Genomic DNA, 25,988 nt, shown 5'->3' with positions numbered 1-25,988 from the left:
GCGGCGGTTGACGGCACAGGAATTCCTCATAAAAACGGATCAGTTTCCGGGTTTATCAGGGTGGAGTGAGCCGTAAAATCAATCAATGCCGCGGAAGGTCCCTCTCGGGAATTTCCGCCGGGGCCAGCGCTGTCCCCTCCCAACGCTCTACCAAGGGGGAAGGACTCACGTATGGCTGATTCCCTGTCTGCATACCCGAACACGGTCGTGTCACCGTTTACCCGCTTTGCCGCGCTTCCCCAGGATGCCGGACTGTACCGGGCGGAGAATGAAAAGGACGCGTGCGGCCTGGCTGTCATCGCCACCCTGCGCGGCGAACCCACGCACGGGATTGTCGACGCCGCCCTCGCCGCCCTGCGCAACCTCGAGCACCGCGGTGCCGTGGGAGCCGACGAAGGCACCGGCGACGGCGCCGGCCTCCTCACCCAGGTTCCCGACGAATTCTTCCGTGCGGTCACGGACTTCGACCTTCCCGCCGCCGGAGGGTACGCCGTCGGCACCGCCTTCCTCCCCACCGAGGACCGGGAGCAGCAGACCGCCCGCGCCGGCGTCGAACTGATTGCCGCCAGCGAGGGCCTGCGCGTGCTGGGCTGGCGCGGGGTGCCCGTCGTGGCCGATCTTGTAGGCGCCATGTCCCGGGCCTGCATGCCGCATTTCGAACAGGTGTTCCTCGCCCCCGAAGACGGCATCGGCACCGAGGACCTGGACGCGCGTGCCTTCCGCGTCCGCAAGCGTTCACAGAACAAGTTCGGCGTCTATTTCCCCTCCCTGTCCTCCAAGACCATGGTCTACAAGGGCATGGTGACCACCGCGCAGCTGGAACCCTTCTTCCCCGATCTGTCCGATCCCCGGTTCAAGACCCGCCTGGGCATTGTGCACTCGCGCTTCTCCACCAACACCTTCCCGTCCTGGCCGCTGGCCCAGCCGTTCCGCGCCATCGCCCACAACGGTGAAATCAACACCGTCAAGGGCAACCGAAACTGGATGCGGGCCCGGCAGTCGCAGATGAAGAACCCGCTGCTGGGGCAGACTCCGGAAGAACTCTTCCCGATCTGCACCCCCGGCGCGTCCGACTCCGCGTCCTTCGACGAGGTCGCCGAGCTGCTGATGCTCTCCGGCCGGCCCGTCACGCACGCCATCATGATGATGATCCCGGAGGCTTGGGAGAACCACGCCACCATGGACCCGGCCCGCCGGGCGTTCTACCAGTACCACTCCATGCTCATGGAGCCGTGGGACGGTCCCGCCGCCGTGTCCTTCACCGACGGGGTGCAGGTGGGGGCGGTGCTGGACCGCAACGGGCTGCGCCCCGCCCGCTACTGGGTGACCGATGACGGGCTGGTGGTGCTGGCCTCCGAGGTGGGCGTGGTGGACATTGACCCCGCGAAGGTGGTCCGCAAGGGCCGCGTCTCGCCCGGCAAGATGTTCCTCGTCGACACGGCCGAGGGACGGCTGATCGAAGACGAGGAAATCAAGGCCGAGATCGCCGCTGCCAACCCGTGGGCGGACTGGGTGAGGGAAAACCAGGTCCGTTTGGAAGAGCTGCCCGAGCGTGAGCACGTGCTGCACACCAAGGCCTCGATCAACCGCCGCCAGCGGACCTTCGGCTACACCCAGGAGGAACTGCGGATCCTACTGGGTCCGATGGCCCGCAACGGCGCCGAGCCGCTGGGCGCGATGGGCTCGGACACTCCCATTGCCGTCCTCTCGAAGCGGCCGCGGCTGCTCTTCGACTACTTTGTGCAGTCCTTCGCCCAGGTCACCAACCCGCCGCTGGACTCCATCCGCGAGGAACTGGTCACCTCCCTGCAGGCCTCCATTGGCCCCAACGGCAACCTGCTGTCCCTGAAGCAGGTGAAGACCAGCCAGATCGCGCTGAAGTTCCCCGTGATCAACAATGACGAACTGGCCAAGATCGCCAACCTCACGGACGACGACGGCGACCGGATAGCGCTCAAGGTCCGCGGCCTCTACCGTCCCCAGGGCGGCGAAGCCGAACTGCGGGCAAGGATCAGCGAAATCTGCGAAAAGGTCTCCGGGGCGGTGAACCGCGGCGTGCAGTACATTGTGCTCTCGGACCGCGACTCCAACGCGCAGTGGGCCCCCATCCCGTCCCTGCTGCTGCTCTCCGCGGTGCACAACCACCTGCTCAAGAGCGCCAACCGGACCAAGATTTCCCTGCTGGTGGAAGCCGGCGACGTCCGCGAGGTCCACCACGTGGCCCTGCTGATCGGCTACGGTGCCTCCGCCGTGAACCCGTACCTGGCGATGGAAACCTGCGAGGACCTGGTCCGCAACGGCGACATCACCGGGGTCACCGGCGAACAGGCCGTCACCAACCTGATCAAGGGCCTGGGCAAGGGCGTCCTGAAGATCATGTCCAAGATGGGCATCTCGACGGTCGCCTCCTACTGCGGGGCGCAGACCTTCGAAGCCCTCGGCCTGGGCCAGGAACTGGTGGACGAGTTCTTCCACGGCACCCAGACCCAGCTCGGCGGTGTCGGCCTGGACGTGATTGCCGCCGAGGCGGCCGCCCGGCACGCCGACGCTTATCCGGGCGACGGCGTCGAGGAGCCCCACCGCGCCCTGGACAACGGAGGCGAATACCAGTGGCGCCGGGAAGGACCGCCGCACCTGTTCAATCCCGAGACCGTGTTCCGGCTCCAGCACGCCACCCGTGAACGCCGGTATGACGTGTTCAAGGCGTACACCCGCGGCGTCAACGATCAGTCCAGGAACCTCATGACCCTGCGCGGGCTGCTGGACTTCCGCACCGGGGACCGCACCCCCGTGCCGCTGGACGAGGTGGAGCCCGTCTCCAGCATCGTCAAACGTTTCTCCACGGGTGCCATGAGCTACGGTTCCATCTCCCAGGAAGCCCACGAAACCCTGGCCGTCGCCATGAACCGGCTGGGCGGCAAGTCCAACACCGGTGAGGGCGGCGAGGACCCGGAGCGGCTGCTGGATCCCGAGCGCAACTCGGCGATCAAGCAGGTGGCTTCGGGCCGCTTCGGAGTCACCAGCCTTTACCTGACCAACGCGCAGGACATCCAGATCAAGATGGCCCAGGGCGCCAAGCCCGGGGAGGGCGGCCAGCTGATGGCGCAGAAGGTCTACCCATGGGTTGCCCGCACCCGCCACTCCACGCCCGGCGTCGGACTGATCTCCCCGCCGCCGCATCACGACATTTACTCCATCGAGGACCTGGCCCAGCTGATCTATGACCTCAAGCGCTCCAATCCGAGCGCCCGGGTCCACGTGAAGCTGGTCTCCGAAGCCGGAATCGGCACGGTGGCGGCCGGCGTGACCAAGGCCAAGGCCGACGTCGTCCTGGTGTCCGGGCACGACGGCGGTACCGGCGCCTCCCCGCTGAACTCGCTCAAGCACGCCGGGGCTCCCTGGGAACTCGGCCTGGCAGAAACCCAGCAGACCCTGATGCTCAACGGACTCCGGGACCGGGTGGTGGTCCAGGTGGACGGGCAGCTGAAAACCGGCCGCGACGTAGTGATGGCCGCGCTGCTGGGCGGGGAGGAATTCGGCTTCGCCACCGCACCGCTGGTGGTCTCCGGCTGCGTCATGATGCGCGTCTGCCATCTGGACACCTGCCCGGTGGGCGTGGCCACGCAGAACCCCGAACTGCGGGCACGGTTCACCGGCAAGCCGGAATTCGTGGTGAACTTCTTCGAGTTCATCGCCGAGGAGATCCGCGAAATCCTCGCCGACCTCGGATTCCGCACCCTGGAAGAGGCGATCGGCCACACGGAACTGCTGGACACCCGGGCCGCCGTCGACCACTGGAAGGCCGACGGACTGGACCTGGAACCCATCCTGCGCGGTCCCGAGGTTGACCCCGGCGCGCCGCTTAGGAACATGGTGCCGCAGAACCACGAACTCGATCAGCACTTCGACAACCGGCTCATCGAGATGAGCGCCGATGCCCTGCAGAACCGGGCGCCGGTGCGGATCGCCCTGGACGTGGTCAACACGGACCGCTCCGTGGGCACCATGCTCGGGCACACCGTCACCAAGACGTTCGGAGCGGAAACCCTCGCACCGGACACCATCGACGTCACCCTCACCGGCCAGGCCGGGCAGTCCCTCGGCGCGTTCCTGCCCGCCGGGATCACCCTGCGGCTGTTCGGCGACTCGAACGACTATGTGGGCAAGGGCCTCTCCGGCGGCCGGATCATTGTCCGCCCGGACCGCGGCAACGTCTTTGCAGCGGACCGGAATGTCATTGCCGGCAACGTAATCGGCTACGGCGCGACCAGCGGCGAGATGTTCCTCAGCGGCCAGGTGGGCGAACGCTTCCTGGTCCGCAACTCCGGAGCCACCGCCGTCGTCGAAGGCATCGGCGACCATGGCTGCGAGTACATGACCGGCGGGCAGACCCTGATTCTGGGACCCACCGGCCGGAACTTCGGCGCCGGCATGTCCGGCGGCACCGCGTACGTGGCGGACCTGGAACCGGCCAACGTCAACAAGGAATCCCTGGAACGCGGCGAGCTGCGGCTCGAGGCGCCGGACGCCGAGGACATCGACATTGTCCGCGGGCTGCTGATCCGACACTTCGAGGAAACCGGCTCCGACCTGGCCCGGAAAATGCTGGAAAACTTCGAGGACACCGTGTCCCGCATAACCAAGGTACTGCCGCGGGATTACGCCGCAGTGCTCGGCGCCCGCGCCTCCGCCGCCGAAGCGGGACTTGATCCCGACGGCGCCGAGGCCTGGAACAAGATTTTGGAGGTTACCGGTGGCTGACCCACGCGGATTCCTGAAGGTACGCGATCGTGAAACCCAGCCGCGGCGACCCGTCAGCGTGCGCATCATGGACTACAAGGAGGTCTACGAAGCGCAGGAAAAGGGCGTGCTGCAGGCCCAGGCGGGACGCTGCATGGACTGCGGCATTCCGTTCTGCCACCAGGGCTGCCCGCTGGGCAACCTCATTCCGGAATGGAATGACCTGATGTGGCGGGACAAGGGCGCCGAAGCCATTGAACGGCTGCACGCCACGAACAACTTCCCGGAGTTCACCGGCCGGCTCTGCCCGGCCCCCTGCGAAGCGTCCTGCGTGCTGGGCATCAACCAGCCGCCGGTGACCATCAAGCAGGTGGAGGTCTCCATCATCGACGAAGCCTGGGGCGAGGGCTGGGTTACCCCGCACCCGCCGGAGCGGCTGACGGACCGGACCATCGCCGTCGTCGGCTCCGGCCCCGCCGGCCTTGCCGCCGCCCAGCAGCTCACCCGCGCCGGACACACCGTGGCCGTGTACGAACGGGAGGACCGGATCGGCGGGCTGCTGCGCTACGGCATTCCGGACTTCAAGATGGAAAAGATCCAGGTGGACCGCCGGCTGGAACAGATGCGCGCCGAGGGCACCCGCTTCCGCACCGGCGTCGAAGTGGGTAAGGACATCAGCTGGGAGCAGCTGCGCCGCCGTTACGACGCCGTGGTGATCGCCACCGGAGCCACCGTGCCCCGTGACCTGCCCATCCCCGGCCGGGAACTGTCCGGCGTGCACTTCGCCATGGACTACCTGGTGCAGTCCAACCGTGCCGTGGCCGGTGACACCGTGAAGAACCAGATCACGGCCGAGGGCAAGCACGTGGTCATCCTCGGCGGCGGCGACACCGGCGCGGACTGCCTCGGCACCGCGCACCGCCAGCAGGCCGCCTCGGTCACCACGCTGGCGATCGGCCAGCAGCCGCCCGCCGAGCGTGCCGCCCACCAGCCCTGGCCGATGTACCCCACGCTGTTCGAGATGGCCAGCGCCCACGAGGAAGGCGGCGAACGCACCTTCCTGGCCTCCACGGTGGAGTTCGTGGGGGAGAACGGGAAACTCACCGGGGTGAAGGTGGCTGAAACCGAGTTCGTGGACGGCAAGCGGCTGCCCAAGGCCGGTACTGAACGGATTCTCCCGGCGGACCTGGTGTTCCTGTCCCTGGGCTTCACCGGCCCGGAACCCGCCGGGCTGGCCGATCAGGTCTCCGCGGAATTCGACGAGCGCGGCAACGTGGTCCGCGACGGGTATTACATGACCGGCACCCCGGGCGTGTTCGCCGCCGGCGACGCCGGGCGAGGGCAGTCCCTGATCGTGTGGGCAATCGCCGAGGGACGGGCGGCCGCGGCAGCCGTAGACCAGTGGCTCATGGGCTCCACCCGCCTGCCGGCACCGGTGGCGCCGACCGACCGGGCCATCACCGCACTGTAGGTCCGCTCCCGCCGGGACTGGGTAGACTACGCGGTGGATCACGCGGCTGCGTTTTCCGATGAGCACGTTGGGGGAGAGCGCATGGTGGCAGGAGTTGTTGCAACGTTTGTCTGCGGGGCATTTACGGTTGGCATCATTGCGCTCGGCCTTTTCCTGAAAAAGCTCCGAAAGGTGGACAAAAAGCATCCGCACCGGAGGTCACAGATCCGGTTTCGCCCTCGGGGATTCCGCGGTGTGGTCCTGTTCATCGGCGCCATCGGTGTGCTGCTGTGGACAGCACTGCTGCTGTCGGCGGATTCGGACCTGCCCACCTGGGTGTTCAGCATCGCCTGTGTGTTCATCATGGGTGCCCTGCATCCGGTGCTGATCGTAAAGTCCGGAGACATGTTCGTCCTCGCGGGCGAGGACGAGGCTGCGGACGGGTAACCCGGTTCCGGCCGCACAGCGGCGCCACGGCCATTTACCGGCGCCGGATGAACTGATCCGCCGGAGGCTGTGGTCTACAGTTCCTGGTACTGAGCGTCTTTCCCGCCACCAAGGAGTCTCTGCCATGTCTGTTGATGTCACCCTGGGTACCCGTCCGCCCGTACCGTCGCCGCTGTCCCCGGAGACACTGGGGCCGGTCCGCCTGCGCAACCGGATCATTAAAGCCGCAACGTCGGAGGGCAGGTCGCCGGAAGGACTCGTTACCCAGGATCTCATCGACTTCCACGTCGGGTTTGCCCGCGGCGGCGTGGGCATGACGACGGTGGCTTACTGCTCGGTGGCGCAGGAGGGCCGCAGCGCCCCGGGGCAGATCATCATGTCCGCCGAAGCCGTGCCGGGACTGCAGCGGCTCACCGCCGCCGTCCATGCCGAAGGCGCCGCCATCTCCGCACAGCTGGGCCACGCCGGCGTCGTCGCCAGCCGTGCCGTGACCGGGACTTCGGCCCTGGCGCCCAGCACTTTCCTGAACCCCACGTCATTCCAGCTTTCCAAGGAGATCACCCGGGAGCAGATGCGCGGCGTCGTCGGGCAGTTCCGGGATGCGGCGCTCGTTGCGGTGGACTCGGGATTCGACGCCGTCGAGCTGCATTTCGGCCACCTGTACCTTCCCAGCTCGTTTATGAGCCCCTGGATCAACAAGCGCAGGGACGAATACGGGGGCAGCATCGAGAACCGCACCCGCTTCGCCCGGGAAATTGCCCAGGCGGTGAAGGACGCCGTTGGCGACCGCATTGCCGTCATTGCCAAAATGAGTATGGATGACGGGATCAAGGGAAGCATCTGGCTGGATGAATCCCTGCAGTCCGCCCAGCTGCTGGACTCGGACAAGGTGCTGGACGCCATCGAGCTGACCATGGGTTCCTCGGTGAAGCGGCAGATGTTCCTCTTCCGCGGCGACGTGCCGGTGGACGGAATGGCGGCCGTTATGAAGGAGCCGTTCAAGACCGGCGTGAAGATGCTGGGAAAGAGGATCCTGGGGGAATACCCCTACTACGATCTCTACATGCTGGAGGCCGCCCGGCAGGTCCGCCCGGTGGTGAAGAATGCGAAGCTCATCCTGCTCGGCGGGGTGAACAATATGCTCCACCTGGAGGCCGCCATGGCCGAGGGATTCGAGTTCGCTGCGATGGGCCGGGCACTACTGCGCGAGCCGGACCTGATCAACCGCCTGGCGGAGGACCCCACCAAGCCCGGTCTCTGTATTCACTGCAACAAGTGCATGTTCACCGTCTACGGGAAGACCCACTGCGTGCTGGCGGAGGCTGTTCAGCCCGCTTAGGGCCAGGCCTGCGCCTGATCCGCGTGCACAGATTCCCACGACCGCCGGCAGGTGAGCCACCTATCTGCCCCCGGAATCCCGAGCTTCGCGCACTTTCTGGGAATCTGTGCAGGCCATCCCACTACCGGTCGGGGTCAGCAAGTGCTCGGCGGGGCCCACGCCCGGGTTTCGGGCGTGGCCAACAGCTTGTTCCCATGCGCAAACTGCCAAGGGAGACTAGGCTAGAAGTATGAGACGCGCAAAGATTGTTGCCACATTTGGACCTGCGATCGCCAGCTACGAGAACACCGTAGCGGTTCTTCGCGCGGGCGTGAACGTTGCCCGTATGAACATGAGCCACGGCGACCACTCCGTACACAACGCCACGTATGAGAACGTGCGCAAGGCCTCTGCCGAGTTGGGAATGCCCGTAGGCATCTTCGCCGACCTCCAGGGACCCAAGATCCGGCTGGGCCGGTTCACCGAGGAACCCCACTTCCTGAACGTGGGCGATACCTTCACCATCACCACCGATGACATTCCCGGTACCAAGGACATCTGCTCCACCACGTACAAGGGCCTGCCGGGTGACGTGAAAGTCGGAGACTTCCTGCTGATCGATGACGGCAAGGTCAAGCTGCGGGCTGTGGACGTGACTGCCAACAATGTGGTCACCCAGGTGGTAGTCCCCGGCAAGGTGTCCAATAACAAGGGCATTAACCTGCCAGGTGTTGCCGTCAACGTTCCGGCACTGAGCGAAAAGGATGAGGACGATCTCCGCTGGGCCCTGAACCGCGGCGTCGACATGGTTGCCCTCTCCTTCGTCCGCGACGCCGGTGACATTTCCCGCGTGCACGAGATCATGGATGAGGAAGGCCGCCGCGTACCGGTGATCGCCAAGGTCGAGAAGCCGCAGGCCGTGGCGAACCTCGAGGAAATCATCGACGCGTTCGACTCCATCATGGTTGCCCGCGGTGACCTCGGCGTCGAGCTGCCGCTCGAAGAGGTTCCCCTGGTCCAGAAGAACGCCATTGAACTGGCACGCCGCTGGGCCAAGCCCGTCATCGTGGCTACCCAGGTGCTCGAATCAATGATCGACAACCCCCGCCCGACGCGTGCCGAGGCCTCCGACTGCGCCAACGCCGTGCTCGACGGCGCCGACGCCGTCATGCTCTCCGGTGAGACGTCCGTGGGCAAGTACGCCATTGAAACCGTCGAAACCATGGCGCGCATCATCGAGTCCACCGAGGAGCACGGCCTGAACCGCGTTCCGCCGCTGGGTTCCAAGCCGCGCACCCGCGGCGGCGCCATCACGCGTGCCGCCGTCGAGATCTCCGACCAGCTGGATGCCAAGTACATCTGTACCTTCACCCAGTCCGGTGACTCCGCACGCCGCCTGTCCCGCCTCCGCCCGTCCAAGCCGGTGTTCGCCTTCACTCCCGTGGAGGAAACCTACCGGTACATGACGCTCTTCTGGGGCGTGGCACCCATGCTGGTGGAGTTCGCCGAGCATACCGATCAGATGACCGCCCAGGTGGACCGCACCCTGCTTGAAGAGGGCCTGGTGGAAGACAATGACCTGGTGGTCATCGCAGCCGGTTCGCCTCCCGGACAGGCCGGATCCACCAACAGCCTGAAGGTGCACCGCGTGGGCGACATTGCCGACGCCGGCCAGCGCTACGAAGGCCAGGAGCGGATCAAGGAAAAGGTCGGCCCGTGGCCGGTCAAGGAAAGCAAGAAGGGCAAGGCCAAGGCCATCTAAGGTCCCGGTTCCCCTGTTCACATAGGAAAGGTCCCGTCCAATTGGACGGGACCTTTCCTATTGCCGCCTCAGGCTACTGCGGCGGAGGCGTTATGCCGCGGGAGGCTTAACTGACTTAAGTGACTTAGTTGACCTGGTTGATAATGGTTTCGGCGACTTCGCGCATACTCAGCCGGCGGTCCATGGAGGTCTTCTGGATCCAGCGGAAGGCTTCGGGTTCGGTCAGCCCCATCTTGGTGGTCAGCAGCGACTTGGCGCGCTCCACCAGTTTGCGGGTGGCGAACTGTTCCTTCAGATCAGTGACCTCTTCTTCGAGGGCCTTGATCTCCTCGTGGCGGGAGAGGGCAATCTCGATGGCGGGAATCAGGTCCGCCGGGGTGAAAGGCTTCACCACGTAGGCCATGGCACCGGCTTCACGGGCGCGTTCCACCAGTTCCTTCTGGCTGAACGCGGTCAGCAGCACCACGGGGGCAATCCGGGCCTTCACAATCTGCTCGGCGGCGGTGATGCCGTCCATCAGCGGCATCTTCACGTCCATCAGCACCAGGTCCGGCTTCAGTTCCTTGGCGAGCTCAACGGCCTTCTCGCCGTTGTCTGCCTCGCCGACGACGTCGTAACCCTCGCCGGTGAGGATCTCCACAATATCCAGGCGGATGAGGGTCTCGTCTTCGGCGACGAGCACACGGCGGGCAGGGCGGTTGGAAGCGTTTGCGGGTGCAGCGTTGGACGACGCGGCGGGCGCGGACTCGGGGGACTCAGACACAGATGCTCCTCAGATACGGTCTCTCCTGCCGGCAGACCGACAGTTCACACATTCAGCGTATCCGCATGTACAGTTGTTTTGCGCCCAACACGGTAAGTACACGTACTTCGTGACGCAGGGCACGCCCGAATGGCGGAATTGGCAGACGCGCTGCACTCAAAATGCAGTATCGAAAGGTGTGTGGGTTCGAGTCCCACTTCGGGCACCGCTGTGATGAGTCTCCGTAACACCCCGTCTTCGGACCGGGGTGTTTTCTTTTGTTTCCGGGTGGATAGGTTATGGTCCGGAGTTTCCCGGGGCCGGATTATCGATTTCGCAGTTCCGGACATGCCCGGTGCAGGCCTTGACCGACAAGCTATTGTAAAAGGCCCCGGCGCAGCGTTGCGCCGCAGGAGACAGGTGCCGAACATGCAGCAGCTTCCCACGCCCGGCATTATCCGGAACTCCCCAAGCCACCCTCCGGTCTCGGAACTCGACCGCATCACGGACCTCGCCGGTGACCTCGCCGGCCGGTTTGACCTGGTGCCGCTCCTTGAACGCGTGCTCGGGCACGCCGTCGCCCTCCTCGGCTGCGAGAGCGGATCCATCTCCATCGTGCACGAAACCGAGGGGTACTACCGCAAGGAAGTGGACCAGGGCGTCGGATGCCCCCAGGGCCAGACGTTTTCATTGACCGAAGGCCTGACCGGCCGGATCGTCGCGACGCGGGGGACGGTTCTCCTCGACCGCTACGCGTCCGTGCCCGAGGGCCACATCGATCCCGGCGATCCGAGATGGGGAAGTGCTGTCATTGGTGTGCCGATTGCCTGGGACGGCACCATCATCGGCACCCTGGCCATCTTCAGCAACGGACCCGGCCGGGTCTTCACCGCCGAAGACGCCTCGCTCGTGGAACTCTTTGCCAACCACGCCGCCATCGCCATCATGAACAGCAGGCTCCATCAGGCCGCCGCGGCGAAGGAGCGTGAGGCAGCGGTTGCCGGTGAGCGGGAAAGGGCCGTACAGGAAGTCCACGAGGCCATCGGCCGGTCCCTGAGCTCCCTCCTGCTCCACCTCGACCGCGCGGACAAGGCCACGCCGGGCGGCTCGCCCTCCATCGCGCACATCGACTCCGCCCGGGTGCTCGCCCACGAAGCCCTCTTTGAGGCCCGTCGCACTGTGCTTGGCCTCGCTCCTTCCAGCCTCGCCGGCAGCACCATCGAGGAGGCTGTCCGGCAGGAACTCGACACGGTGCGTGCCAGCTATCCCATCATCATCACGTTCCTTGTCACCGGCGAGCAGCACGATCTGGCACCGGTGGTGGCACACCAGCTGTTCATGGTGATCCAGGAAGCCGTGGCCAACGTGGTGGCCCATTCCCGTGCCACCGCCTGCCGGGTCGGGATCTTCTACAACGCAGCAGGCGTCAGCGTGGTCGTCGAGGATGACGGGCGCGGATTCGAGCGCCCGAACACGGAGGGCGACGTTGGAAGTGCGCAGGGCAGCCGGCTCGGCCTGCACGGCATAGCCGCACGCGCTCACTATCTGCGGGGCGAACTCCACGTGGACTCGACGCCGGGCTGGGGCACCCGCATCCGCGTGCAGGTGCCGTATTCCTCCAACGGCGACGCGTCCCGGGAGCGCTGGAAAGTCCTCGTTGCGTGTACCCAGCCGCTCATCCGGGCCGGGCTTGTCCGGCTGCTCGAGACCTCCGAGCCGTCCGTGCAGGTCCTCGGCGAACCGGCCACCCTGGAGGACCTCACGGAATCCGTGTCGCTGCTCCAACCGGACCTGATTGTCCTTGATGACTTCCTGCTCGGCGACTACGCGGCGGCACAGCTGATCGGCGGTGACACGGTCGAACGGCCCGTCGTTGTGGTGACCGATCACCTGACCGATCAGCAGCTGGCGCTGGCGGCGTCGTCGGGGGTGCGGGGTTTCATTTCGCGGTCCTCGACTCCCGCGGAGGTGGCGCGGGTGGTGGTTGCGGCGGCCCGCGGGGACGCCCTGCTCGACGGGGCGGTCTTCAGCCGCCTTGCGGAGGGCCGCGCCGCCGCTGCGCCGGCGGTCAGTACCGCCCGCCTCACCGTCCGGGAGCGTCAGGTGCGGAACCTACTGGCGGACGGCCTGGCAGACAAGCAGATTGCCACGCGGCTTGGGATTTCCGTGAAAACGGTGGAGAAGCATGTGGGCGCGATGCTGCGGAAGACCGGCGCCCGCAACCGCACCATGCTGGCGACACTGCGCCAGGAGAAGCCTCAGTAAGCGGCCGCGCCTGCCGAGGCGACCTCCTGGTCCTGTTCAATGGTTCCGGTGGAGACGCCCACGGCACCCATGATGCTGCCGTCACGCACCAGCGGTATGCCGCCCGGGAACACCGCAAGCCGGCCGCCGTGCGCGTCGCTCAACCCGAAGATGGGACCGTCCGGCCGGGTGACGCCCTGCAGGTCCGCCGTTTCGCACTGGAAGGCGATGGCCGTGTAGGCCTTGTTGACCGCGATGGTGATACTGCCGATGTTGGCACCGTCCATGCGGACGTGCGCCTTCAGGTTTCCGCCGGCGTCGACGACGGCGATGTCCATCGGCTGTCCGATCTCCGTGGCCTTGGCTGCGGCCGCGTCGATCACGCGGCGGGCTTCCTCGGCGGTGATGGTCTCGAGCACTGATCCCTGGGGCATGGGTGTCCTTCGTCATTGGAAATGGAAGACGCGGTGGCCGGAGCGGCCGCGCCTATTCAACCACCGTCTCCGTGCGCCGGCGAGGTGGTGATTACCCCCAGACGGAGGGAGGGATACCACCCATTCCGGCGCGGAGGCAGCACGCCTAGCGTGGGCAGAAGCCAAGCCAGGAGGAAGAGTTGTGGGCGTTGTACCGCTGAAGGACATTGTTGATCCGGCATTCCGGGAGCGCTACGGGGTGCCCGCCATCAACATCTTCAACGACCTGACCATGGAGGGTGTGCTCGCAGGAGCGGTGGAGGCAAACTCGCCGGTGATCCTGCAGACCTCGGTCAAGACCGTGCGCAGCATCGGATCCCGGGTCCTCTTCGACATGTGGCAGTCGATGACCCGCGGCATCGAGGTGCCCGTCACCCTGCATTTGGACCACTGCCCGGACCGTGCGGTGGTCACCGAGTGCCTCAGGGCCGGCTGGAACTCGGTGCTCTTCGATGCCTCCAACCTCCCCGTCGAGGAGAACCAGCGCCAGACCATCGAGGTTGTCGCCGAGGCCCGCAGCTACGGTGCCCAGGTCGAGGGCGAAATCGAGGCAATCACCGGCGTCGAAGATGACCACGGGTCCGACGACGTCTCCAAGCAGCAGAGCCTCGACGTGGCACTCGCCTTCATCGACGCCACCGGGATAGACGTCTTTGCTCCCTCGATCGGCAACGCCCACGGCAGCTACAAGGCGGCACCCGTGCTCGACGCCGAACGCGTCACGCAGATTGTCGAGGCACGCAATATACCCATCGCCCTGCACGGCGGAAGCGGCCTCAGCGCCGAACAGTTCGCGGACCTCATCGCCCGCGGCTGCGCGAAGGTCAACATCTCCACCGCGCTCAAGGAAACGTACATGCAGTCCAGCCTGGCCTTCCTCACAAAGGCCGAGCAGAACAACAAGTGGGATCCGCCGTCGCTGTTTCAGCACACCCGGGCCGACGTCGTCTCCATGGTCACGGACCTCTGCACCCAGTTCGGCAGCGCGGGCAAGGGCGGCCGCTGACCATGCCCGCCCTCATTTTCGACTGCGACGGTGTGCTCGCCGACACCGAACAGTACGGGCACCTGCCCGCCTTCAACCGGACCTTCGCCGATTTCGGCGTTCCCGTGCAGTGGTCGGTGGAGGAGTACGCGGAGAAGGTGCAGATCGGCGGGGGCAAGGAGCGGATGCGCAGCATCCTTACGCCGTCGCTCGCCGCATCCCTGGGTCTGCAGGATGGGGACGCCGTCGACAACGCGATTGCCTCCTGGCACCAGCGGAAGACCGAGACCTACAAGGCCCTGGTGGAGAGCGGCGTTATGCCCGCTCGGCCGGGCATTGCGCGGATCGCCCGGGAAGCGCACGACGCCGGGTGGACGCTCGCTGTCGCCTCCACCTCGGCGGAACCGGCTGTCCGTGCCGTCCTGGCGCACGCCGTCGGGGAGGACCTCGCTTCGCACTTCTCCGTGTTCGCCGGGGACGTGGTGCCGAAGAAGAAGCCCGCGCCGGACATCTACCTCCTCGCGCTCAGGGAACTCGGCATCGAACCGCAGGACGCAATTGTCCTTGAAGACAGTGCAAACGGGCTGCATGCCGCCGTCGCCGCCGGGCTTCGCACCGTCGTGACGGTCAGCGGTTTCACCCGCGGGGAGGATTTCGCGGGCGCGGCACTCGTGGTGTCCTCGCTGGGCGATCCCGATGGGGAACAGGCCGAGGTGCTCGCGGATCCGCACGGCGTCCGCCCGTCCGGCGTCGTCACCCTCGCCACCCTGCAGAAATTGCTTGCCCTCCCCGCCACGACGCACGAAACGGAGACACCATGAGCGACACCGACCTGGCCGACGTCGAATTCGTTGTCCGATCCCTGGCCCAGACGGCCGTCGACAAGGAAAAGCACTTCGGCGACCTCGACGCCGTGGTGGGTGACGGTGACCTCGGGTATTCCCTCGCCCGCGGTTTTGAGAAGGTCCTGGCGGACTGGGACTCGTTCAAGCGCGACGACGTCGCCACCTTCCTGCAGCAGATAGCACTCACCATTTCCAGCAGGATCGGCGGAACCTCGGGTCCGCTGTGGGGTACGGCGTTCCTGCGGGCGTCCTCTGCCGCAAAGACCATGGACACGATTGACGGCACCGCCGTCGTCACCATGCTGCGCGGGGCCACCGACGGCATCAAGGCACGCGGCAACGCCGAACTCGGTGACAAAACCCTGCTGGATGCCCTGATACCCGCGACCGACGAACTAGAACGCCAACTCGCAGCGGGCGCGTCACCGGTTCAATGCCGGGCCGCGTTCGCCGCCAAGACCCGCGAGTGCGCTGATGCAACCTCGGCATTGGAAGCTCGGCGGGGCCGTGCAAGCTACAGCGGAGAACGCAGCATCGGTTCCCCGGACGCCGGGGCGGCGGCGGTCGCCGTCATCATCGAACAAATGGTCGCCGACTGGCCCTGACAACCCTTCGCCCGCATCAAGTCCTGTTCCTGCCACCTTCCAACAACGTGGAGCCCCCATGAAGAAGTTCGTCAATGATCCGCAGCAGTTCGTCCCCGATATGCTCGAAGGCCTCGCCCTCGCGAACCCGGACACCCTGAAATACGTGCCGGAGTACAACCTGATCATGCGCGCCGACGGCCCGGACCGGAACAAGGTCTCCATCATCCAGGGCTCCGGCTCCGGGCATGAGCCGGCCCACGTGATGATCGTGGGCAAGGGCATGCTCGACGCCGCCTGCCCGGGCGACGTGTTCGCAGCGCCGCCGCTCGATTACGTGTACGAAACGACCAAGCTCATGGCCTCGCCCAAGGGCGTGCTGCTGCTGGTGAATAACTACACGGGCGACAAGATGGTGTTCGAGATGGCGCAGGAGATGTCTGCCGCCGAAGGCATGGAGGTCAAGACGCTCTTCATCAACGACGACGTTTCCGTGGAGGATTCCACCTACACGATCGGCCGGCGCGGTGTGGCCGGCAATTTCTTCGTCATCAAGGCCGTGGCCGCCGCGGCCGAGCGCGGGGCGGACCTGGACGAGGTGATCCGCATCGGAGAGAAGGTCAACTCCGTGACCCGGACGATGGGTGTTGCCCTGACCGCCTGCACGCCGCCGGCGAAGGGAAGCCCGCTGTTCGAGCTGGGCGAGGACGAGATCGAGATGGGCGTCGGCATCCACGGCGAGCCGGGGCGGCGCAGGGCGAAGATGATGGACGCCAGCGGGATCGTCGAGGAGCTCCTCGGCCCGGTGGTGCGTGACTTGCCCTTCACTGAGGGCGACCGCGTTGCCCTCATGGTCAACGGACTCGGCGGTACTCCGATCAGCGAGCTGTATCTGCTGTACGGGCTGGCGCACAAGCGCCTCGCGGAGCAGGGCATCACCGTGGGCCGCAGCTATGTGGGGGAGTACTGCACCTCCCTGGACATGGCCGGTGCGTCCATCACGCTGGTGAAGCTCGACGACGAGATTGAGTCGCTGCTGATGGACCCGGCGGAGGTTCCCATCCGGGTCTTCTAGTTCCGGGCTGCGGGCCGGCGCGGCCACGGCAGGTATCCGTGGAGTACCGGCGCAGGCGCTCGACAGCCGTCACTGTGGAGCAGCAGGGACCTTGCTGAACAGCACATAGTCGCCGTCCCGGCCCGCGGTTTCGTAGCCCGCAGCCTCATAGAGCAGGCGGGCCGGATTGCTTCGGTGAACGCCGAGTTTCACAACGCGCTCTCCTCGAGGGCTGGCGCTCTGCTCGAACGCATCCAGAAGCCGCCGTCCAAGTCCTCGACGGCGATGGCTGTCCAGGACATGGATCGAGGCCAGGGTTGCGCTCTTTTCCTCCAAAGTCCACATGGCGTACCCGAGCGGCCGTCCGTCGTCGTCAACGCAGAACATCGTGCTGGGAAGGCACTCAATCCACATTGCGAGATTCGGCTCGATAGCGGACATCCACCCCTGGAGCCCATCAGGCTCAATGGTCTCCATGTACTCGAGTTCCTTGCTGAAAATGAACGGCAGATCGCTGACCCCGGCGGGGCGAAGGCGTGTGGCTGTGGTCATGAAGCCGAGCATCTCACGGTGGAGACGTTCAGGATGACAGGCCGGTCATGCGTAGCGGTCGAAGGCGTCCAGCAGCCGCTTCACGGACCCGCCCAGGTTCCAGTCCCCGGCGAGGCGCTCCAATTCGCGGCGTTCCTCCCCGGTGACGGCGTGCAGCTTTGCCCCGGCCTTTTTCGGAGCCGGCAGATCGAGATTCCGTACCACCTTCACGACTTTCGGGGCAACCGCCAGATAGTCCGAGGCCTTGGCGAGCTTGGACCGCACGGGGGATGAGAGTCCGCTGTCCGGGTCCGCCGCCGCTTCCAGCAGGGAATCCAGCGTGCCGTATTCGCCCAGCAGCGACGCCGCCGTCTTCTCGCCGATCCCGGAGACACCGGGCAGGCCGTCCGAGGCATCCCCGCGCAGCGTGGCATAGTCCGCATACTGCCCGGGCAGCACCCGATACCTGGCGACCACCGACGCATCCGTCATCACGTCCAGGTTCTTCATGCCGCGGGCCGTGTAAATGACCCGGACGTCGGCGTCGTCGTCAATCACCTGAAACAGGTCCCGGTCCCCGGTCACTACATCCACAGGCATGTCGGCTGTGGACGCGTAGGTGCCGATCACGTCGTCGGCCTCGTGTTCGGCGGCGCCGACGACGGCGATGCCCGCCAGCTCCAGCGTCCGGCGGATCATCGGGATCTGCGCCTCGAGGGGATCCGGGACGGTTTCGACGTCGGGGTGTCCGCTGACCTCTTCGGCTACCCGGTGCGCCTTGTACGTGGGCAGCAGGTCGACCCGCCACTGCGGACGCCAGTCATCGTCCCAGCAGGCGATCAGGTGCGTGGCTGCGTAGTCGGTAGTGAGCCGGGCAATCATGTCGAGCAGTCCACGTACGGCATTCACCGGTGTACCGTCGGAGCGGCGGATGCTGTCGGGCACGCCGTAGAAGGCACGGAAGTACAGCGACGCGGTATCCAGGAGCATAAGGCGCTGGGTCATAGGGCAGATCCTCGCATGAATCCCGCTTCGATGGGCATGCCGGCCGGGTCCGGCGTGGATAGGCTGAAGCTTCCGCCTTTCACCGGGCGCCACCCCTTGAGGAGTCGATTTCCGTTGACCGACCGGTTCTCCGTAGTGCCTGCCAGTTATCTGCTCTTCCGCCGAGGAGGCTCCGTGCTGCTGCAACTGCGGCAGGGCACCGGCTATCGGGACGGCTACTGGGCGACGGCGGCTGCCGGGCACGTGGAAGCGGGGGAGTCTGCGGTGCAGGCCGCCGTGCGGGAGGCGCGGGAGGAGCTGGGCATCGAGGTGGCGCCGGGCGACGTCGTGCCCCTGACCGCCATGCACCGGAGCAACGGCGGCGGCCGGCCCGTGGATGAGCGGGTGGACTTCTTCTTCCTGTGCAGTGCCTGGCAGGGCGAACCGCGGATCCAGGAACCCGATAAGGCGGCCCGGCTGGAATGGTTTTCCCTCGACGACCTGCCGGACGCCGTCGTACCGCATGAAAGGTATGTCCTGGAGCGGCTGCGGACAGGGCTGCCGCCGATTCTCGCGTTCGGGTTTGCCGACGCCATAGGTGGAGAAAGGCTTCAGCCATGACGATGAGCGCCGGGATCCTGCTGTACCGCCGGGGCCCGGAAGGGCTGGAGGTGTGGATCGGCCACATGGGCGGGCCGTTCTGGGCGCGCAAGGAGGAGCACGCCTGGTCCCTTCCCAAGGGGGAGTACCTGCCGGGGGAGGAAGCGCTGGCCGCTGCACTGCGGGAATTCGCCGAGGAGATGGGCACTCCGGCACCGGAGGCCGAGTATGTGCTGTTGGGCAGCTTCCGGCAGTCCGCGCAGAAGACCATCACCGTCTTCATCGCCGAGGCCGGCTTTGCTCCGGAGCGGATCCAGAGCAATACCTTTGAGCTGGAATGGCCGAAAGGCTCGGGTCAGGTGCGCGAGTATCCGGAGATCGACCGGGCCGGCTGGTTTCCGGAACCTGAGGCCAGGCTCAAGCTGGTTCGCGGCCAGGGGCAGGTGCTGGATGCGCTGCTGCGGGTGCTGGATCCGGGGATGCCGGAACCGACCTAACCGGCCAGGGACCGGGCGTAGTGCTGCAGCGCGTCCCGGACAAACTCTGCTCCGCCGGAGAACTCGCGGGTGTAATGCGCTGCGAACCGTTCGTCGGCGGCGTACATGTCCGCCAGTCCGGCCAGCATCTGCGGATCGGGCTGCCGCTTCCCGGTGCCGGCGGCAATCCATTGTGCATGCCGCCGGGCCAGTTCCTGCGCTTCGGCGCTCGCAGCATCCAGACCGCTGCGCTGCACCGCATCCCAGGCATCCTGGAGGGCCGCGTGTTCGGCGGTGAAGCCGCGTTTCTGCGCTTCGTCCAGGTCACTCCACCAGCTGTCGGATGCAGCAGAGGCCTCCCGGCCCCAGCGCTCCTCCACCTCTTCGCGGTACTGCGTGTGATCAAAACCCTCAAACATCTTCTCCGCCATGATTCCCTCTCCTGTCTTCAAGGCCGCCAGCGTTGCGCGGACGGCGGTGATCTGGGCCTGCAGCCGGTCCTGTTCCGCCTGCAGCTGGACCAGATGCCGGGCCAGGGCCGCGGCGTCATCCTGTTCACCGGCCAGGATTTTCCCGATCTGCGGCAGCGCCAGGCCAAGGTCGCGCAGCAGCAGGATGCGCTGCAGCCGCACCAAGGCCTCCGGGCCGTACCGCCGGTACCCGTTACTGCCTATCCGTGTGGGCGGCAGCAGGCCGATGCTGTCGTAATGGCGGAGCGTCCGGGACGTGGTCCCGGACAGCTTCGCCACCTCCTGGATGGACAGATCCACGCGCTCCTCCTTCCGCTGTCCTTCCCTCTGCCTGTCCTTCCAGCGTAGAAGTTGACGCAGCGTCAAGGTCAAGACCTGCTTGTGCTGCTGTGCCGGGGGCCCGGCCCGGCCCGTGAGCCCTCCCGGTGTGTGCGCCGGGGAATCTGGCCTTTCGACCCGCCCCGGGATGCCGGAACGTATCGGCCGGGCTGGGCGGGCGGTTAGCCTCGAACGGTAGGAGTGAGAACGTGCATCCACAGTTCAGCTCGGTTTCCGGGAGGTATCCCCATGCCCGCATATTCAGCGCAACCGGATCAGCCCGGAACCCGGCCGACGGAGAGCCGCCAAGGGCCCCCGCCGTCGAGATCCGGTACCTACCTGTCACCGCGCATGTGGCTGCTGCCGCTGCTGGTCCTCCTGCTGCTCGGCGGAGCGGGTACGGCCCTGTACATTGGCGGCCTGGGCAGCCCGGGGGACCACCTGAAGCACTTCCCGGTTGCCGTGGTGAACGAGGACGCGGGAACACAGATGCCCGGCGGCGGCCAGGAGAATCTTGGCGAGAACATCACTGACCAGATGCAGCAGGGCTTCAACGGCAACGACAAGATTGACCTGCGGGTATTGTCCTGGGACCAGGCGAAGGAGCAGATGGGGAAGGGGCAGATCCACGGCACCGTGGTCATCCCGGAATCCTTCTCCGCAGATGCGGCCGCCCTGGTCAGCGGGACACTCAGTGACACGGAGGTTTCGCGGCCGGAAATCACCGTCTACACCAACCCGCTGGCCGGACCGTTGGCGAGCAGCCTGGCTACCTCCGCGCTGGATCCGGCTGTGGAGCAGGTCAACCGGGGATTGGGTGAACAGCTGACAACTTCGGCCCGTGAAGCCCAGGGCCAGGCCCAGGGTGAGCTCGAGCAGGAGCTGGCACGGCTGGGAGCCGATCTGCCGGCCGAGCTGCAGCAGCAGGTGGCTCCGAAGGTCACCGGAACGTCCGCGGACCTGCTGGCGGAGCCGATCGCTGTCCAGAGCGCCGTCTACAACGCGCCGCCGGAAGGCGCAGCGCTGGGCATGGGGGCCTTCTTCTATTCCGTGCTCCTGATGGTGGTGGGACTCAGCGGCACGGTGGCCATCCACTTCCTCGTGGATGCCCGGCTGGGGGTGGCGCCCGTGGAACTGGGTCCCCGCTTTTCGCTGGGCCGGCCGCTGCAGCCTGCCCGCTGGCAGACCTACCTGCTTAAGTGGGGGCTGGTGGTCCTGGGCGCGCTGCCCACTGCCGGACTGATGATGTGGGTGGCTTCCGCGGTCGGCATGCCGATACCGCACGGGGGGTGGTTCTTCCTCACTACGTGGCTGTCCATCGTCACCGTGTCAGCCGTGACCATGGCGCTGATTACGCTTTTCGGCAGCGCGGGCATGGTGCTTTCACTGCTCTACGTGGTGTTTATGGGCCTGCCGGCGGCCAGCGGGGTGGTGCCGCTGGAGGCCTTGCCCGGCTTCTTCACCTTCATAGCCCGCGGCGAACCGCTGTACCAGATGACCATGGCCAACCGGGCGGTGCTCTATTTCAACGCCGACGCTGACGCCGGAGTGCAGAGCGGCATCATCGGCATGCTCATTATCATGCTGATTGCCGTGGCCCTGGCCATGATCTTCGCGGCCGTTTATGACAAGGCCTTCGGGTATCGGGCCGTGCAGACGGCGCCGTCGTCCTAACCGGTCCGGCCGCACCTGCTCGCTGAACACCTTCGAATCGGCCAGCGAGCGGAGCCCTACAACAGATAGACCGAGGACGGCGCGGCCAGGAAGTCCCCGGGATGGGTCACGGGGGCTGAGAGCATGCCCGCGCAGGAGTCGATCAGGAAATAGCCGACGCCGGTCCAGTTTGGCTCCTCGACGCCGTCCTGCACACGCTCCTCGTAGTCGGCGCAGACCCCCAGCACCATGGTGCCGAGAATCGACGAGCGTCCGTACAGGACCGAGGGGGCAACGCCACCGAGCGCGGCATGCACGCGTTTCACCAGCTCGTCCGTCAGCGGGCTGGCAACCGCTGCCTGCCCGAGCATGCTGTGCATGGACGGGACGGAACGCATCTGCTGCACAAAGCGCGCCCGCCAGCTCGGCAGGGGCAGTGATGCCAGATGGTCGGTCCAGGGAAGGATCAGGCAGGCGAGCAGGTCCGGAAGCCCGGCGTCCGCTGGCAGTGCCTCGAACAGCGCACTTCGGCGCCTGGTGGTGTCCGCCAGATGCCGGGTGAGAAGGGTGCGCAGCAGTTCATCCCGGCCGCCGAAATGGTACGCGACGGCGGAATGGTTGGCGGTGCCGGCATGCTCCGCAATCCGCCGGTTGGAAACCGCGTCGATGCCGTACCGGGCAAAGAGCTCCTCGGCGGCATCGAGCAGGATTTCGCGTGCCTTCTCGCCGTGTTGTCCCATGTGGAATCCCTTTGTGTTGGCGCTGCTTCGGCTTCGATTATCTAATTTACGCCACATGGCGTAATTTTGACGAGTCGGTCCCACAGACCCCGCCTCGACTGTTCGGTCGACGCGCACTTCGCACCATCACCCTTGAATTCAGCTACAGGAGCACGTCCTTGACCAGTATTTCCCCGACCTCCCCGGGTTCTCCGCCGGATCCGGCCGACGAGGCCACCGCCGCGCCGTCGGACGCCGAAACTGCGGACTCCGAAACTGCTGATGCGGCAACCGCGGACGCGGCGGCCCTCAAGCGCGCCAAGGCGGAGAAGATCGGCCGGTACGTGGCGATGTTCCTCATGCCGCTGCTGATGGTTTCCATGCTGGTGGGCGGCTATCTTGCCGCGATGCACGCACCGACACCGAACGACATGCCCATCGCCGTGAGCGGGTCGGCGCAGGACGCGGATCGGTTCGCCGATGCCCTGGAAAGCGCCGACCCGGACGCCGTTGACGTCCGGGTAGTGGGATCCGACGCCGACGCACGCCGGCTGGTACTCGACCGCGAGGTGTCCGGTGCCGTCGCCATTGACGGCACGGCGGCGACCCTCTACACCGCCAGTGCAGCCGGCGCCTCGCAGTCCAGCACCGTGACTGCGCTGCTGGCCCCGCAGGTACTCGCACAGGGCCTGGCCCTGCAGTCCGAGGACCTTGCCCCGCTGCCGGACAATGACATGGCCGGCCTGGGCGCAATGTTCCTGACAACGGCCCTGATGCTGGCCGGCTACATGCCGCTGAGCCTGGTGCTGTCCAACTCGCCCGAGCTGCTGCGCTTCCGTCGCTTTGTTCCCCTGCTCGCCGGATGGGCCGCACTCATCGCCGGCCTCGTCTGGGCCGTGACGGGACCGATGCTCGGCGTGATCGAGGGGCATTCCGCCGCGGTGCTGGGCGTGTCTTGGCTGACGGTCTTCGCCGTCGGCAGCGTCCAGCTGTTCCTGACGCGGATCCTCGGCCCCATGGCCGTCCTCGCCGGCATGCTGTTCCTGATGGTGCTGGGGGTTCCGGCGTCCAATATGAGCATGTCCGTGCACACCATGCCGGGCCTCTACCCGTACCTGCACAGCTTCCTGCCCGCAGCCGCCACCGGCGAATCCCTGCGTTCCTATCTTTACTTCGACGGCAGCGGCGCGTGGCCGCATCTGATGGTGCTCATCATCGGCGCCGTCGCGGCTCTGCTGCTCACCCTCATCCTTGATGCGGGCAAGCGCCGCCGCAAGCCGAACGCCGCTCCGCCGGCCATCAACGTGGCCTCGCTGCACGGCGGGCCGCGCCCGAAGAGCCGCGGGTGGCGCTACGGCACCCTCGCCTTCTTCCCGCTGGCCATGGTGACCATGATGCTTTCCTTCATGCTCGGCGCCATGTACGAACCCACACCGCGGGACATGCCCGTGGCCGTCGTCGGTGCCACCGCTGAGCAGGCAGAGCAGGCGGTGGACGGGCTGGAGGAAAACATGTCCGGGCTGTTTGATCTGCGCCCGCTGGACTCCGCGGACGATGCCCGCGACCAGGTGCAGGACCGGACGGTTGTCGGTGCCTATGTGCTGCCGTCCGCCGAAAACCCCGCCGCCACCCTCATCACCAACCAGGCGGCGGGCATGAGCCAGCAACAGGTGCTTACCTCCGTGTTCGGTCAGGTGGCCGCCGGCCAGCAGATGGAACTGACGCAGGACAACGTCGCTCCGCTGAAAGACTCGGACTCCATGGGCATGGCCACCATGTACCTGGCCATGGGCTGGATCATGGCCGGATTCATGATCATTGTGGTCGGTTCGACGGCGGCCCCGGCCAGCCGACCGCTGCGGATGCTGATTCCGATTGTCGCCGCCTGGGCCGTGGGAATGTCCGCGTTCCTTTGGGTCATCGCCGCCGTATTCGTGGGGGCAATTGACGGACACTTCCTGCCGCTCTGGGGAGCCGGCGCCGTCGCGATCTTCTGCGTGGCCATGTTCACCACGGTCTTCGAGCGGTTCATGGGGATGCTGGCCATTCTTCCGGTGATCGGCATCCTGATGTTCCTGGGCGTGCCGGCCTCCGGTGCGGCCATGTCCATCTACATGGAGCCGGAAATCTTCCGGTTCCTGCATGGAGTGCTGCCGATGCCGGCTGCGGTGGAATCGATCCGCTCGATTCTCTACTTCGGCTCCGACACCGTTTGGTCCCATCTGGGAACCCTGGGCATCTGGGGTGCCGTGTCGCTGGCAGTAGTGGCGGTTATCGACCACTTCAAGCCGCCGCGCACAGAGGCCCACCCTGTGGACACCGAAACCCCTGCCGTGCAGGAAAAGGAGACGGTCTCCGTCTGACCTGTCCCTGAAGGACACCCCCATGGGCCGCTGCACTGCAGCGGCCCATGGCTGTTTAACCCCGGCTCGACCCGAGCCTTGCCCCGGCGGCCGCCCGTCCGGATCCGTCCGCCGGTTTCCCGGGGGACGAACCGAGAGAAATTTCCCTTGACCACAGGAATGTGAACGGTCACACTGCTGGCAGGGCACGGTGCCCGCGCAGCGATGAAGGTGCGTTTTCCTGGCTGCGGTTCAACTACCAGGAGGCAGCAGTGTTTCGGAAATCCCTTATGACAACCCTGGCCGTATCCGCCCTCGCTCTTTCCGCCTGCGGAGGCGGAGACAACTCGGATGCCGGCGGCGGCTCGGAGGACGGCATCACCATGGGCTTTGCCCAGGTGGGTGCCGAGAGCGGCTGGCGGACGGCCAATACGAAGGATGTGCAGGACGCGGCGAAGGCAGCCGGCATCGATTTGAAGTTCACCGATGCGCAGCAGAAGCAGGAAAACCAGATCAAAGCCATCCGGTCCTACATCCAGCAGCAGGTGGATGTCATTGCGTTCTCGCCCGTGGTGGAATCCGGCTGGGACACCGTCCTGAAGGAGGCCAAGGACGCCGGCATTCCGGTGATCCTCACCGACCGGTCCGTGGATTCAGCGGACACATCCCTGTACGCCACGTTCCTGGGCTCGGATTTTGTGCAGGAGGGCAAGAGCGCCGGCGAATGGCTGGTTGAAGACAGTGCAGCCACGGACGGCCCCGTGAACATCGTGGAACTGCAGGGAACCACCGGTGCCGCCCCCGCCCTCGACCGGAAGGAAGGCTTCGAAGCGGCCATCGCAGCGGATCCGGACCTGAAAATTGTCTCTTCCCAGACCGGTGACTTCACCCGCAGCGGCGGCAAGCAGGTGATGGAAGCCTTCCTGAAGAACACTCCCGACATCGACGTGGTCTACGCCCACAACGACGACATGGGGCTCGGGGCGATCGAAGCGATCGAGGCCGCGGGCATGGTGCCGGGCAAAGACATCAAGATCATCACGGTGGATGCGGTCAAGGACGGCATGACGGCCCTCTCGGAAGGGAAAATCAACTTCATTGCCGAGTGCAATCCCCTGCTGGGAGCCCAGCTCATGGACCTGGCCGAGAAGGTTGTCAACGGCGAAGATGTCCCTGCCCGCGTGGTCACCGAGGAAACCACCTTCACGTCCGAGCAGGCGAAGGAAGCCCTGCCGACCCGCAAGTACTGAC

General features: G+C 66.1%; 21 protein-coding genes and 1 tRNA gene. 16 read left to right on the top strand and 6 right to left on the bottom strand.

Translation table 11 applies throughout. The features are described from left to right. Nucleotides 1-171 precede the first annotated feature (171 nt). The 5 genes from gltB (at nt 172) to pyk (ending at nt 9,717) form a co-directional block, all read left to right on the top strand. On the top strand, nt 172-4,761 hold the full coding sequence (gltB, locus tag GD627_RS09400; protein ID WP_152272280.1) for a glutamate synthase large subunit: 4,590 nt from the start codon (nt 172-174) through the stop codon (nt 4,759-4,761). Then, on the top strand, nt 4,754-6,211 hold the full coding sequence (locus tag GD627_RS09395; protein ID WP_152272279.1) for a glutamate synthase subunit beta: 1,458 nt from the start codon (nt 4,754-4,756) through the stop codon (nt 6,209-6,211). The genes gltB and GD627_RS09395 overlap by 8 nt, the downstream gene beginning before the upstream one ends. A gap of 81 nt (nt 6,212-6,292) precedes the next feature. Further along, nucleotides 6,293-6,637 (top strand): hypothetical protein, encoded by a 345-nt coding sequence (locus GD627_RS09390; RefSeq protein WP_152272278.1) that lies wholly within the window; start codon nt 6,293-6,295, stop codon nt 6,635-6,637. 124 nt (nt 6,638-6,761) lie between these two features. Beyond that, nucleotides 6,762-7,976 carry an NADH:flavin oxidoreductase gene (locus GD627_RS09385; RefSeq protein ID WP_152272277.1) on the top strand — a complete coding sequence of 405 codons (1,215 nt, stop codon included), beginning with the start codon at nt 6,762-6,764 and terminating at the stop codon, nt 7,974-7,976. A 229-nt stretch (nt 7,977-8,205) separates the two neighbouring features. Next, the gene (gene pyk / locus GD627_RS09380) at nt 8,206-9,717 is read left to right on the top strand and encodes a pyruvate kinase (RefSeq protein WP_146362193.1); all 1,512 of its coding nucleotides are present in this window, start codon (nt 8,206-8,208) and stop codon (nt 9,715-9,717) included. 124 nt (nt 9,718-9,841) lie between these two features. On the opposite strand, the gene GD627_RS09375 is transcribed toward pyk, so the two are convergent. After that, nucleotides 9,842-10,399: an ANTAR domain-containing response regulator gene (locus GD627_RS09375; protein WP_186764285.1), complete on the bottom strand. Its 558-nt coding sequence runs from the start codon at nt 10,397-10,399 to the stop codon at nt 9,842-9,844. A gap of 204 nt (nt 10,400-10,603) precedes the next feature. Between GD627_RS09375 and GD627_RS09370 the strand changes: the two genes are divergently transcribed. Both GD627_RS09370 and GD627_RS09365 read left to right on the top strand, forming a co-directional pair. Beyond that, nucleotides 10,604-10,685: transfer RNA gene (locus tag GD627_RS09370), tRNA-Leu, on the top strand. A gap of 203 nt (nt 10,686-10,888) precedes the next feature. Then, nucleotides 10,889-12,724, top strand: a complete 1,836-nt coding sequence (locus tag GD627_RS09365) for a hybrid sensor histidine kinase/response regulator transcription factor (RefSeq protein ID WP_194266017.1) — start codon at nt 10,889-10,891, stop codon at nt 12,722-12,724. Here the strand turns inward: GD627_RS09365 and GD627_RS09360 are convergent. Continuing rightward, the gene (locus tag GD627_RS09360; RefSeq protein WP_152272275.1) at nt 12,718-13,137 is read right to left on the bottom strand and encodes a GlcG/HbpS family heme-binding protein; all 420 of its coding nucleotides are present in this window, start codon (nt 13,135-13,137) and stop codon (nt 12,718-12,720) included. The genes GD627_RS09365 and GD627_RS09360 overlap by 7 nt on opposite strands. Before the next feature lie 181 nt (nt 13,138-13,318). On the opposite strand from GD627_RS09360, the gene GD627_RS09355 reads away from it, so the two are divergent. Genes GD627_RS09355 through dhaK form a run of 4 tightly spaced genes read left to right on the top strand, consistent with a single transcriptional unit; the run spans nt 13,319 to nt 16,665 of the window. Next, nucleotides 13,319-14,182 carry a class II fructose-bisphosphate aldolase gene (locus tag GD627_RS09355; RefSeq protein ID WP_152272274.1) on the top strand — a complete coding sequence of 288 codons (864 nt, stop codon included), beginning with the start codon at nt 13,319-13,321 and terminating at the stop codon, nt 14,180-14,182. Nucleotides 14,183-14,184: 2 nt separating this feature from the next. Continuing rightward, nucleotides 14,185-14,982: an HAD-IA family hydrolase gene (locus tag GD627_RS09350; RefSeq protein WP_152272273.1), complete on the top strand. Its 798-nt coding sequence runs from the start codon at nt 14,185-14,187 to the stop codon at nt 14,980-14,982. Then, nucleotides 14,979-15,611 (top strand): dihydroxyacetone kinase subunit DhaL, encoded by a 633-nt coding sequence (dhaL, locus tag GD627_RS09345; protein ID WP_152272272.1) that lies wholly within the window; start codon nt 14,979-14,981, stop codon nt 15,609-15,611. Before GD627_RS09350 ends, dhaL begins: the two co-directional genes overlap by 4 nt. Before the next feature lie 58 nt (nt 15,612-15,669). Continuing rightward, nucleotides 15,670-16,665 carry a dihydroxyacetone kinase subunit DhaK gene (gene dhaK, locus GD627_RS09340; protein ID WP_146362186.1) on the top strand — a complete coding sequence of 332 codons (996 nt, stop codon included), beginning with the start codon at nt 15,670-15,672 and terminating at the stop codon, nt 16,663-16,665. A gap of 69 nt (nt 16,666-16,734) precedes the next feature. On the opposite strand, the gene GD627_RS09335 is transcribed toward dhaK, so the two are convergent. Both GD627_RS09335 and GD627_RS09330 read right to left on the bottom strand, forming a co-directional pair. After that, nucleotides 16,735-17,196, bottom strand: a complete 462-nt coding sequence (locus GD627_RS09335; RefSeq protein ID WP_194266016.1) for a GNAT family N-acetyltransferase — start codon at nt 17,194-17,196, stop codon at nt 16,735-16,737. Between the two features lie 45 nt (nt 17,197-17,241). Continuing rightward, the gene (locus tag GD627_RS09330; RefSeq protein WP_152272270.1) at nt 17,242-18,180 is read right to left on the bottom strand and encodes a 5'-3' exonuclease; all 939 of its coding nucleotides are present in this window, start codon (nt 18,178-18,180) and stop codon (nt 17,242-17,244) included. A gap of 135 nt (nt 18,181-18,315) precedes the next feature. Between GD627_RS09330 and GD627_RS09325 the strand changes: the two genes are divergently transcribed. Both GD627_RS09325 and GD627_RS09320 read left to right on the top strand, forming a co-directional pair. Then, the gene (locus tag GD627_RS09325; protein WP_425481912.1) at nt 18,316-18,780 is read left to right on the top strand and encodes an NUDIX hydrolase; all 465 of its coding nucleotides are present in this window, start codon (nt 18,316-18,318) and stop codon (nt 18,778-18,780) included. Continuing rightward, nucleotides 18,777-19,256, top strand: coding sequence for an NUDIX hydrolase (locus tag GD627_RS09320; RefSeq protein WP_152272269.1), 480 nt, complete (start codon nt 18,777-18,779; stop codon nt 19,254-19,256). Before GD627_RS09325 ends, GD627_RS09320 begins: the two co-directional genes overlap by 4 nt. Here the strand turns inward: GD627_RS09320 and GD627_RS09315 are convergent. Next, nucleotides 19,253-20,005 (bottom strand): MerR family transcriptional regulator, encoded by a 753-nt coding sequence (locus tag GD627_RS09315; protein ID WP_152272268.1) that lies wholly within the window; start codon nt 20,003-20,005, stop codon nt 19,253-19,255. The two genes, GD627_RS09320 and GD627_RS09315, sit on opposite strands and share 4 nt — an antisense overlap. A 369-nt stretch (nt 20,006-20,374) precedes the next feature. Between GD627_RS09315 and GD627_RS09310 the strand changes: the two genes are divergently transcribed. Continuing rightward, the gene (locus GD627_RS09310) at nt 20,375-21,697 is read left to right on the top strand and encodes a YhgE/Pip domain-containing protein (protein ID WP_194266015.1); all 1,323 of its coding nucleotides are present in this window, start codon (nt 20,375-20,377) and stop codon (nt 21,695-21,697) included. Between the two features lie 56 nt (nt 21,698-21,753). Here the strand turns inward: GD627_RS09310 and GD627_RS09305 are convergent, their stop codons facing one another. After that, complete coding sequence (locus GD627_RS09305; RefSeq protein WP_146362180.1) at nt 21,754-22,416, bottom strand: TetR family transcriptional regulator; 663 nt, start codon at nt 22,414-22,416, stop codon at nt 21,754-21,756. A gap of 158 nt (nt 22,417-22,574) precedes the next feature. On the opposite strand from GD627_RS09305, the gene GD627_RS09300 reads away from it, so the two are divergent. Both GD627_RS09300 and GD627_RS09295 read left to right on the top strand, forming a co-directional pair. Next, nucleotides 22,575-24,758, top strand: coding sequence for an ABC transporter permease (locus GD627_RS09300; protein ID WP_210250481.1), 2,184 nt, complete (start codon nt 22,575-22,577; stop codon nt 24,756-24,758). A gap of 269 nt (nt 24,759-25,027) precedes the next feature. Further along, nucleotides 25,028-25,987, top strand: a complete 960-nt coding sequence (locus tag GD627_RS09295) for an ABC transporter substrate-binding protein (RefSeq protein ID WP_152272266.1) — start codon at nt 25,028-25,030, stop codon at nt 25,985-25,987. The last annotated feature ends 1 nt before the right edge of the window (nt 25,988 follow it).

It is taken from the genome of Arthrobacter yangruifuii (assembly GCF_009192775.1).
In the GTDB taxonomy this organism is placed as follows: Bacteria; Actinomycetota; Actinomycetes; order Actinomycetales; family Micrococcaceae; genus Arthrobacter_B; species Arthrobacter_B yangruifuii.
The sequence above is the reverse complement of the archived record's forward strand: the minus strand, read 5'-3'. Positions and strand labels throughout refer to the sequence as shown.

Bases quoted from the DNA above. Each gene is read 5' to 3' on its own strand.
- gltB (WP_152272280.1), top strand. From the start codon at position 172: ATGGCTGATTCCCTGTCTGCATACCCGAACACGGTCGTGTCACCGTTT.
- GD627_RS09390 (WP_152272278.1), top strand. From the start codon at position 6,293: ATGGTGGCAGGAGTTGTTGCAACGTTTGTCTGCGGGGCATTTACGGTT.
- GD627_RS09385 (WP_152272277.1), top strand. From the start codon at position 6,762: ATGTCTGTTGATGTCACCCTGGGTACCCGTCCGCCCGTACCGTCGCCG.
- pyk (WP_146362193.1), top strand. From the start codon at position 8,206: ATGAGACGCGCAAAGATTGTTGCCACATTTGGACCTGCGATCGCCAGC.
- GD627_RS09365 (WP_194266017.1), top strand. From the start codon at position 10,889: ATGCAGCAGCTTCCCACGCCCGGCATTATCCGGAACTCCCCAAGCCAC.
- GD627_RS09360 (WP_152272275.1), bottom strand. From the start codon at position 13,137: ATGCCCCAGGGATCAGTGCTCGAGACCATCACCGCCGAGGAAGCCCGC.
- GD627_RS09350 (WP_152272273.1), top strand. From the start codon at position 14,185: ATGCCCGCCCTCATTTTCGACTGCGACGGTGTGCTCGCCGACACCGAA.
- dhaL (WP_152272272.1), top strand. From the start codon at position 14,979: ATGAGCGACACCGACCTGGCCGACGTCGAATTCGTTGTCCGATCCCTG.
- dhaK (WP_146362186.1), top strand. From the start codon at position 15,670: ATGAAGAAGTTCGTCAATGATCCGCAGCAGTTCGTCCCCGATATGCTC.
- GD627_RS09335 (WP_194266016.1), bottom strand. From the start codon at position 17,196: ATGACCACAGCCACACGCCTTCGCCCCGCCGGGGTCAGCGATCTGCCG.
- GD627_RS09330 (WP_152272270.1), bottom strand. From the start codon at position 18,180: ATGACCCAGCGCCTTATGCTCCTGGATACCGCGTCGCTGTACTTCCGT.
- GD627_RS09320 (WP_152272269.1), top strand. From the start codon at position 18,777: ATGACGATGAGCGCCGGGATCCTGCTGTACCGCCGGGGCCCGGAAGGG.
- GD627_RS09310 (WP_194266015.1), top strand. From the start codon at position 20,375: ATGTGGCTGCTGCCGCTGCTGGTCCTCCTGCTGCTCGGCGGAGCGGGT.
- GD627_RS09305 (WP_146362180.1), bottom strand. From the start codon at position 22,416: ATGGGACAACACGGCGAGAAGGCACGCGAAATCCTGCTCGATGCCGCC.
- GD627_RS09295 (WP_152272266.1), top strand. From the start codon at position 25,028: ATGACAACCCTGGCCGTATCCGCCCTCGCTCTTTCCGCCTGCGGAGGC.